This is a genomic window from Bacillus sp. CPT56D-587-MTF (assembly GCF_058792335.1).
In genome coordinates this window covers 3,496,823-3,505,686 of the sequence record NZ_JBYTEF010000001.1, presented here as the reverse complement: position 1 = coordinate 3,505,686, position 8,864 = coordinate 3,496,823, and the positions used below count along the sequence as shown (strand labels likewise).

The 8,864-nt window shown below is 36.7% G+C and carries 6 protein-coding genes and 1 pseudogene; 1 reads left to right on the top strand and 6 read right to left on the bottom strand.

Translation table 11 applies throughout. From position 1 onward, the window contains the following. Positions 1 to 15: 15 nt before the first annotated feature. The 6 genes and pseudogenes from AC3WVZ_RS17940 to AC3WVZ_RS17915 all read right to left on the bottom strand — a co-directional run. A pseudogene (locus AC3WVZ_RS17940) lies at positions 16 to 267 on the bottom strand (HAD family hydrolase); the annotation flags it as partial. A gap of 86 nt (positions 268 to 353) precedes the next feature. After that, complete coding sequence (locus AC3WVZ_RS17935; protein WP_233936587.1) at positions 354 to 593, bottom strand: YbeF family protein; 240 nt, start codon at positions 591 to 593, stop codon at positions 354 to 356. A 97-nt stretch (positions 594 to 690) separates the two neighbouring features. Continuing rightward, entirely contained in the window at positions 691 to 2,076 is a 1,386-nt protein-coding gene (locus AC3WVZ_RS17930; RefSeq protein ID WP_065382112.1) for a hypothetical protein, read from the bottom strand. 186 nt (positions 2,077 to 2,262) lie between these two features. Continuing rightward, the gene (locus AC3WVZ_RS17925; protein WP_001012048.1) at positions 2,263 to 2,787 is read right to left on the bottom strand and encodes a DinB family protein; all 525 of its coding nucleotides are present in this window, start codon (positions 2,785 to 2,787) and stop codon (positions 2,263 to 2,265) included. A gap of 83 nt (positions 2,788 to 2,870) precedes the next feature. Next, complete coding sequence (locus AC3WVZ_RS17920) at positions 2,871 to 3,941, bottom strand: M24 family metallopeptidase (protein ID WP_000172817.1); 1,071 nt, start codon at positions 3,939 to 3,941, stop codon at positions 2,871 to 2,873. A gap of 342 nt (positions 3,942 to 4,283) precedes the next feature. Beyond that, positions 4,284 to 5,993, bottom strand: a complete 1,710-nt coding sequence (locus AC3WVZ_RS17915; RefSeq protein WP_000863284.1) for an Rqc2 family fibronectin-binding protein — start codon at positions 5,991 to 5,993, stop codon at positions 4,284 to 4,286. Positions 5,994 to 6,098: 105 nt separating this feature from the next. Here AC3WVZ_RS17915 and AC3WVZ_RS17910 point away from each other — a divergent pair, with 105 nt between their 5' ends. Beyond that, the gene (locus AC3WVZ_RS17910; RefSeq protein WP_233935229.1) at positions 6,099 to 8,822 is read left to right on the top strand and encodes a calcium-translocating P-type ATPase, SERCA-type; all 2,724 of its coding nucleotides are present in this window, start codon (positions 6,099 to 6,101) and stop codon (positions 8,820 to 8,822) included. Positions 8,823 to 8,864: the final 42 nt, after the last annotated feature.

The following is an 8,864-nucleotide window of genomic DNA, read 5'->3' as shown; positions in this document are numbered from 1 at the left end:
AACGCGGTCGTTTTTTTATATCATTGTTATAATTTCATGTAACGAACAGATAGTAGGAATATCGTACTTGAGTTGTGAGTTATCCCGATTCAACCATATCCCTTGCATCCCAGCTGCTGTACTACTAATCGCATCAGTCTCTAATCGATCGCCAATATAATAGCAATCTTTCATTTCAAGGTTCGATTGTAATACGGTTCTGTGAAAAATTTCAGGATCTGGTTTCGATATACCAAGTTCACTAGAAGTAAATATATATTTGAAAAAAATCTATAATACCATTTCTTTCAGCAGCCTCATAATCAAGTAAAGTTCCATCAATATCAAAGAAAATCATATTACAATCTCCTTAACTACTTAGTGCTTTCTGCAAGCTTATATCCTTTTACAAACAATAGAGTCACATAAGAAACAATAAATGAGAAAATGCTATACATGCCGACCCAAAAGAAAAATTTTGGAGTAAAGGCGATAACACTTATTATTAAAAAACTAGCAAACGTTACAATCGGCATTACGTAATACGTTTTCGTTTTGCGTGTTCCAATAACAGATACGATAAAGATAAATAATGGACAAATTACTCTCCTAATATAATTTCGCTGAGTAATAACGAATCCCTCTTGAAAACTGATAATTCATGATGAATTTTACAAGCAAAAAACGTAAGCAAGAGAACACTTGCTTACGTTATAGGATAAACATCGCAACGATCGTGGTGACAATTAAACCGATAACAACCGGTAAAAAGTTTCGGCGTGCAAGTTCAAATGGATCGACTTTACAAATCGCAGCAGCAGGAATAAGTGCCCAAGGAATTAACGTCCCGCCCCCGGTCCATATAGCTGCAATTTGCCCGAGTGCTGTTAATGTAGCTGTTCCATGGCCAAGTGCTGTTCCAAAAAGATTGGCAATGGAACCAGCAAGTGATATACCTGAAAAACCTGATCCATCTAAGCCGGTAATGACACCCACGATGGTTAATGTCCCTGCCGATACATATTGATTTAAAGGAACAGTTTGAGATAAAGCGATGCCTAAGTCGTTAATGATTCCGTGTGAACCTTTCGGTAAATAGTCTCCGATAATTTTCACAAAGCCGCTATCTCCTAAATAAAAGAGTGCAGCGATAGGAATAACTGGTCCGAAAATTTTAAAGCCAAATTGGAGCCCTTCTATGAAATAATCGGTTGTTTTATTTAGTCCATTACCTTTGTAGGCGATGAGAGAAATGATGATAATCATAATAACAGTCGTTCCGCCGATAAGTGCAGTTGCGTCGCTTCCTTGTAGTTTAAATTGAATCATGCAAAGGATATCAATGATATATGCGATAGGGATACAAATAGCGAGCCATTTCTTTGTGCGAGGAGATAATGAAGTGAGCGTTTTAGAAGACTCAGTTGATAGAATAGATTCTTGTATAGCTAAGCCTGTATGAAACTCTTTTCGTAAGAAGAAAAAAGCGACGGAAGTTGTCACAACGCCCATAACGATAACGAGTGGAACACTTGCAGATACGACGCTGGAAACAGGGAGACCAGCAGCGTCTGCGGTTAATTTTGGTGCGCCTTGTATAACGAAGTCGCCGGATAAAGCAATCCCATGCCCGAATAAGTTCATAGCAATTGCTACTCCAATTGGGGGGAGACCGACGCGTACAGCAACCGGTAATAAAATAGCTCCCATTAAGGCGACAGCGGGAGAAGGCCAAAAGAAGAAAGAAATTGTCATCATCAAAAGGCCAATAATCCAGTAGGCGAGGGTAGGGGTACGGATCATCTTTGTAAATGGTGAAATCATTGTATCATTTATACCGGTATGAACGAGTAAATTGCTCATGGATACAATAATAGAAATGATTAATATAGTTGGTAATAGCTCAGTAATGGCGTAAATAAAACTTTGAAAAATGCCGCTAACGGCAAGAGGGATAGAACTTGTAGCAGTTAATGCTAATAAAAAGATAAAAACGATACAAATAATTGTAGTATCTTTCCGGAGAATAAAAAAGGTAATAATAGTGAGTAAACAAATAACATAGAGAGCGTGTAATAGCGTTAATTCAACTCCCATAACATTCACATCCTTAGGCAATCGTGTAGTTTATTGTATGAAAGTAGGGAAAGTATGTGAGTATAGGAAAAAGAAAAAAGTAAAATTTCATGTACTGTAATGATGAGAACGATAAATGGATGTTACAATACAGTTAATCCTAAAAAATGAATAAAAGAAAGTGCCACCTTATCTGGTGGCACTTTCTTATTTTACTGCATGAGCTTTTTGCATCTTCCTAATTAAGCGAATTTGTCCGCGATGATTGATTTCATCTTCAAATACGTGAAACCATTTAAAGTAGTTGTTAGCTGGTTTGTCATACCAAAAGTCTGTCGTTTTAAATAGCCATTCATCAGGTAAAGATTGAAATGTTTCAATTGTTTTAGAGCGTACTTCTTGTAATGTATTAATGTAAAATTCTAAAGAGTTTCCTTTTATTTTTTCTCGTCCAAGATTCCCTAACTCAATAGCTGGCAACCAATGTTCTAATTCAGCTTCCGTCGGTTCACGATCCTCAAAGGTATGGATTTGGTAGTAAAATTCAATAGCAGCCATGTGATATAACAGCATGCCAATTGAATTGGCTTCTTTATCATATAAATAATCAAGTTCTTCAATTGTTAAACTTTCCACTGCTTGCATTGTTGTATAACGAGCGTAATTCATCATGGAAACAAGTTTTGAAAACTCAACTTGTAAACCATCTATTTTATCAATTACAAAATTCAATTTAAATTCCCCCTCTTTAAATGAACACTCCAGAGAAGGAATTCTATGTGTAGAAAAAAACTCCTTTTAAAAAGGCCATGATTTTAACAAGGGATTACAATTAGTTCTCTATTTGATTTTGTAATAACTTCATATCCGTCTTTTGTAATGACGATATCATCTTCAATTCTACAACCGCCCCAGTTCGGTATGTAAATGCCCGGTTCAACTGTAACAACCATACCTTCTTTTAATGTAGCTTTACTTTCTTGGGATAAGCGAAGAGGTTCATGTATTTCTAAGCCAAGACCATGACCAGTAGAATGACCAAAATATTGACCATATCCACAATCTGTAATGTAGTTTCTTGTTACATCATCGATACTTTTCGCAGTTTCTCCAGGCTTAATCGCTTCAGTCCCACGTTTTAACGCTTCTCGTACAACATTGTATATTTTTTTGAATTCTTCCGATGGTTCCCCTATTGCTACGGTACGTGTTATATCGGAACAATATCCGTCGTAAAGTGCACCAAAGTCTAATGTAACGATGTCGCCTCGTTCAATTATTTTATTTGATGCAACTCCATGTGGAAGAGAAGAACGAACACCAGAAGCTACAATAATTTGAAATGATGAAGATGTAGCACCTTTTTTTCGCATGAAAAATTCTAATTCATCTCGTACAGCATTTTCACTTATTCCTGGTTTTAGAAACGTAAGAATGTGATGAAATGCTTCGTCCGCGATATTAGCTGCAATTTTCATTGTTTCTATTTCAGGCGTGTCTTTAATGATACGAATATTTTCGATAATTTCGCACACTTGAATCATTTCCGCCTGTACGTATTTTTGCAAGTTTTTATATTGTTGCAATGTCATGTTGTTTTCTTCAATTCCAAGTTTTTGAATGTTTAATTTCGATACTTGATGTGCAATTTCTTTTTCTAAATTTCCTTTATGCATAATAATTTCAGCATCTTTTATTTGTGATTTCGCTTGATCTACATAGCGGAAATCAGTGATGAAAACAGCTTGATCGGCAGAGAGTAAGACGACGCCAGCACTACCTGTAAAGCCTGTTGCATATTGGCGGTTTTCTTTTTTTGTAATAAGTAACCCCTCAATTTCATAGTTTTGTAGTTGATTTTGGATTTTATTAATTTTTAAAGTCATGTTAATTCCTCCTATTCATAGTATTGAATAAAGCAAATAGCGTGCCAAAATGTATATTTGAAGAAAGGATAGTAGGGACAACATATATTTTAGGGGAGATAAAAAAATAGCCCGTAATTTGTGGGAGACGGTTTGTTCATAAAATCTAGATTGCTTCAATGAATAGCAGGGGGATGGGGAAAAATGATTGGAGTTACACTTGTACTTTATTTACATGCTGTAAAAAATTTTATACAAATGTGAAATGATACTGTCAATTTTTTTGACAATATTGAATGGATATAGCAACGAAATTGAAAACATATAAAAAATGCGCTGCATACAAGCAACGCATTTTTTTATTTATGCTTTTAATTTCATTACAATATCAGCATCTGGTGTTACATATACGGTTTGCTGATTGTCGTACGTAACAAAACCAAGTTTTGCACCACTCGGTTTTTTGACATGGCGTATTTTGGTGAAATCAACAGGTACAGAGCTAGACTCTTTCGCTTTACTGTAATAGGCAGCAATTTTGGCAGCTTCTAGTAAAGTTTCTTCAGCAGGCTCTAAAGAACGAATGACAACGTGAGAGCCAGGTATGTCTTTCGTATGTAACCAAATTTCATCACGGCGGGCAAACTTCGTTGTTAAATAATCATTTTGTTTATTGTTTTTACCAACGAAAATCTCTGTGCCATCACTTGCTACATATTTATCTAATACTGGTTTAGTAGGCTTTTTCTTTGCGTTTTTCGTTTTGCGATTGCGCACATAACCTTCTTCAGCTAATTCCTCACGAATTTCTTCAATATCTTTTGAAGAAGCAGCTTCCATTTGTTGAAGTAAGCTATCAAAATAAAGAATTTCTTCATTTGTTTTTTCGATTTGTTCTTCTACAACAGCAACCGAATTTTTTGCTTTTTGATACTTTTGGAAATAGCGTTGTGCATTTTCAGATGGTGTTTTTAAAGGATCTAATGTGATTTTTACAGTTCCACCATCCTCATCGTAATAATTAACGACCTCAATATCTTTATCGCCCTTTTTTAAAGCGTACATATTGGCTGTAAGTAGCTCTCCAAATAGTTGATATTTATCTGCTTTTCCAGCATCTTGCAGTGTTTTTTCGAGTTTAATGAGTTTTTTCTCGTTTTTATTTTTTTCGTTTTGCATAAAGCGTTCTAAATCATGAGCTTGTTGTTTTACACGATCACGTTCTGCTTTGCCAAAGAAGAAACGATCTAACAATTCGCTCACTGATGAGAATGTTTTTTCTTCTCCTTGCAAGTGTGTAAGAGGGAAAAGATAAAAGAATTCTTTTCCATTTGCAGTAATCATTGTAGGTGTATATGCATGAGATAGTAATGGTGTTTGTATAGAGAAAAATGCTTCTGATAATGCTTTCTCGTTTACCATACCGGCTTTCTTTACTACTTCTTTTGCAAATAATGGGGATATTCCCATGAAAGCACCAACGAGTTGTTTATCCATATTTCCAGATAGAAAGTCTAGCGGTCTAATAAAATCATCTGCGGTTTCAATTTGCAGAGGATTGATTTTATGTTGGGCTGGTGGCGCGACGTACTCAGCACCAGCATATACAGTTCGGTGACGGTTTACGGCTAATGAAACGTGTTTTAAGCTATCTAAAATCACGTTTGTTTTCGTATCTAATAAGATAATGTTACTATGTCGTCCCATTATTTCAATTACTAATGTTTTTAATGATTCGTCTCCGATTTCATTACGACTGCGAACTGTAATTTGAATAATGCGTTCTAAGTCGATTTGTTCAATTTTTTCAATAAATCCACCTTCTAAATGTTTGCGAAGAAGCATACAGAACATCGGCGGTATTGCTGGCGAATCGTAGTTTTGATTCGTTAAGTGCATACGCGCATATGTAGGATGAGATGAAAGAATTAGTTTTTGGTTCTTTCCATTCGCTCGAATATGTAATAAAATCTCGTATTTTGAAGGTTGATATATTTTGGAAATTCTTCCTGTGTAAAGAGAATTTTCAATTTCATGTGTAATCGCTCTTGTAAATAATCCATCGAATGCCATAAATGAACACTCCTTTCTAACTAAATGTTAATTATAGCATTTTTTTGGACGAGGCTGAATAAGCTTTCAATAGAGTATGTCTGGAATCAGGAGGTCGATAGCAGGATGAACTGGTATGGAATGCGAGCACATGAAGTGGAAGAAAGAACGAATACGAATGTAAAGGTTGGACTTACAGAGAAAGAAGCAGAAGGGCGAGTAAAGAAATTTGGTACTAATGAATTAGAAGAAGCAAAAAGGCCTTCTGCACTAATGGTATTTTTAGCACAGTTTAAAGATTTCATGGTACTCGTTTTGTTTGGAGCAACAATTGTTTCTGCGTTTTTAGGTGAATACATTGATTCTATTGCTATTGTTGCCATTGTTATTATCAATGGTATTCTCGGCTTTTTTCAAGAAAGAAAAGCTGAAAAATCATTGGAAGCTTTAAAGGAACTAGCTGCCCCGCAAGTTACTGTAATGCGGAATGGAAAGTGGGTAAAAGCACCATCTAAAGCACTTGTTTTAGGTGATATTATTAAGTTTTCCAGTGGTGATCGTATTGGGGCTGATGTGCGTCTTGTTGAGGCATCAAGTTTATATATTGAAGAGTCTGCTTTGACAGGGGAGTCCGTACCTGTACAAAAGAAGGTAGAAGCACTGCAAGGGCAAGATGTTGCAATTGGGGATCAAAAAAATATGGCTTTTATGGGGACAATGATTACGCGAGGATCTGGTACAGGAGTCGTTGTAGCAACTGGTATGAATACAGCGATGGGGCAAATTGCAAATATGTTGCAAAATGCAGAGCAAATGGAAACGCCACTGCAAAGAAGGTTAGAACAGCTCGGAAAAATATTAATTATTGTAGCTCTTATTTTGACAGCGCTCGTTGTATTGGCTGGTGTGTATCAAGGGAATGAAGTATATCATATGTTTTTAGCTGGCGTATCGCTAGCTGTTGCGGCTATTCCAGAAGGATTGCCAGCAATTGTTACAGTAGCTTTATCACTTGGTGTACAGCGTATGATAAAAAAGAGAGCAATTGTAAGGAAGTTACCGGCCGTAGAAACGTTAGGCTGCGCTTCTGTTATATGCTCTGATAAAACGGGAACAATGACACAAAACAAAATGATGGTAACACATATGTGGTCAGGCGGAGAATTGTGGAAAGTGACAGGGCAAGGATATGAACCTAATGGCTCTTTTATGAAAGGTGAAAAAGAAGTGAATCCAGCTAAGACAAAATCACTTTATCAGCTACTTACATTTGGTTCACTATGTAACAATGCAAATATTATTCAAAAGAAAAAGGCGTACGTATTAGATGGGGATCCAACAGAGGGAGCGCTTGTAGCTGCAGCAATGAAAGCTGGGATAACACGTGAGGCATTGAAAGGGAAATTTGAAATTATTCGTGAATTTCCATTTGATTCAACTCGAAAAATGATGAGTGTTATTGTACGAGATCGAGAGGGGAAAAAGTTTATTGTTACGAAAGGAGCACCGGATGTTCTTTTGCAAATGAGTCAAACAATCTTATGGGGGGATAAGCAGCAGCCGTTAAGTGAGCTATATAGAAAAGAAGTACAGGCGGCTATTCATAGCTTAGGTAGTCAAGCGCTTCGAACAATTGCAGTTGCGTTTAAACCTTTAAAAGTCACGGATTCTATTGAACATGAAAGAGACGTTGAAAAAGATTTTATGTTGGTTGGGATACAAGGTATGATTGACCCGCCAAGGCCAGAAGTCGCGCAGGCGGTAAAAGAGTGTAAAGAAGCTGGTATTCGAACAGTAATGATTACAGGTGATCATAAAGTGACAGCAATGGCGATTGCTGAACAATTAGGAGTTTTACCACCAGATGGACGCGTTGTTGAAGGAGTAGAACTCGCGAATATGGATGTGGAGGAATTAGAAAATGTTGTAGAAGATACGTATGTATTCGCTCGTGTATCACCTGAGCATAAATTGAAAATTGTTAAAGCATTGCAAAATCAAGGACATATAGTAGCGATGACAGGTGATGGAGTGAACGATGCTCCAGCTATAAAAACAGCGGATATTGGGATAGCGATGGGGATTACAGGGACAGATGTTGCAAAAGAAGCCTCTTCACTTGTTTTACTAGATGATAATTTTGCTACAATTAAGTCAGCGATTAAAGAAGGAAGAAATATATACGAGAACATACGTAAGTTCATTCGCTACTTATTGGCGTCAAATGTTGGAGAAATTTTAGTTATGTTATTTGCGATGTTACTTGCATTACCACTGCCGATGGTTCCTATTCAAATTTTATGGGTGAACTTAGTTACTGATGGTTTACCAGCGATGGCATTAGGTTTGGATAAGGCTGAAGGAGATGTGATGAAGAGAACACCGCGTCACCCGAAAGAAGGGGTATTCGCTAGAGGGCTTGCGTGGAAAATAATAAGTCGAGGGTTTTTAATTGGAGCAGTGACGTTAGTGGCGTTTATTATTGCGTATAACCAACATCCAAATGAACTGAAATATGCACAAACTGTAGCGTTCGCGACGTTGGTACTTGCACAGCTTATTCATGTATTTGATTGTCGTAGTGAGCATTCTGTCTTTCACCGTAATCCATTTGGGAACGTGTATTTAGTAGGGGCGGTTATTATTTCGTTACTACTTATGCTAGTGGTTATATATTATCCACTGTTACAACCGATCTTTAGCACAATGCCGATACAAGCAAGAGATTGGTTATTAATTGGAGGTTTGTCATCAATTCCGACTTTCTTACTAGTAGGTTCTTTATTAACAGGGAAAAAGGCTAAGAAGAAAAAGCCGATGTTATATAAGAAGGGATTAAACTTGAAATAGTCAATGTTATGAAAATGTGATATAATTTACAGAAGGTAGTAG